Below are 1,014 nucleotides of genomic sequence, written 5' to 3' on the forward strand. Positions count from 1 at the left end.
AATGTCTGCGTGCCATCCACAGATTTGATAACGCAAACAGCGTCACCAGTTGTGCCGTGTTCTTGGCCAGACCACGGAACCGCGTCTTCACATAACCAAACTGACGCTTGATTACCCGGAACGGGTGTTCGACCTTGGCACGAGCCTGGGCCTTGGCCTTCTCGATTTTGCGCTTGGCTTTGTACAGCACGCTGCGCTTATCGAGTTTCTTGTAAGTGCTGCGGCGGGCCGCAACCTGCCAGATCACCTGGCGACCCTCATGCTCCGGACGCTTTTCGACACCGGTATAGCCGGCATCGGCACCCACCATGTTTTCCTCGCCGTGCAGCAACTTGTCGACCTGAGTGACATCCGCCACGTTGGCCGCCGTACCTACCACGCTGTGCACCAGACCAGACTCGTCATCCACGCCGATGTGCGCCTTCATGCCGAAGTAGTACTGGTTGCCCTTCTTGGTTTGGTGCATTTCTGGATCGCGCTTACCGTCCTTGTTCTTGGTCGAACTCGGCGCATTGATCAACGTGGCATCGACGATGGTGCCTTGGCGCAACGACAAGCCCCGGTCACCCAGATAGCCGTTGATCACCGCGAGGATGCCAGCAGCCAGCTCGTGTTTCTCCAGCAGGCGACGGAAGTTAAGGATGGTAGTTTCGTCAGGGATACGCTCCAGATTCAGCCCGGCAAACTGGCGCAGGATGGTGGTCTCGTACAGAGCCTCTTCCATCGCCGGGTCGCTGTAGCCGAACCAATTTTGCATCAGATGAACCCGCAGCATTGCCATCAGTGAATAGGCTGGCCGGCCACCCTCACCCTTGGGGTAATGCGGATCGATCAAGGCAATCAAACCCTTCCACGGCACCACCCGATCCATCTCGATCAGGAACAGCTCTTTGCGGGTCTGTTTGCGCTTACCGGCATACTCGGCGTCGGCGAAGGTCATCTGCTTCATTGGAAAACTCGGCGGGTGGAATCCGGGCATTTTGCCAAAATCAGGAAGTCTTCTTCAGAGTTTCC

General features: G+C 57.0%; 1 protein-coding gene. It reads right to left on the bottom strand.

The genetic code is table 11. The annotated features are described in order from the left end of the window. A partial coding sequence (locus HBN63_RS21605) for an IS5 family transposase (protein WP_170050847.1) occupies positions 1-949 on the bottom strand: 949 nt, incomplete at its 3' end. Positions 950-1,014: the final 65 nt, after the last annotated feature.

The organism is Pseudomonas sp. WS 5011 (genome assembly GCF_012985775.1).
Lineage (GTDB): Bacteria > Pseudomonadota > Gammaproteobacteria > Pseudomonadales > Pseudomonadaceae > Aquipseudomonas > Aquipseudomonas peli.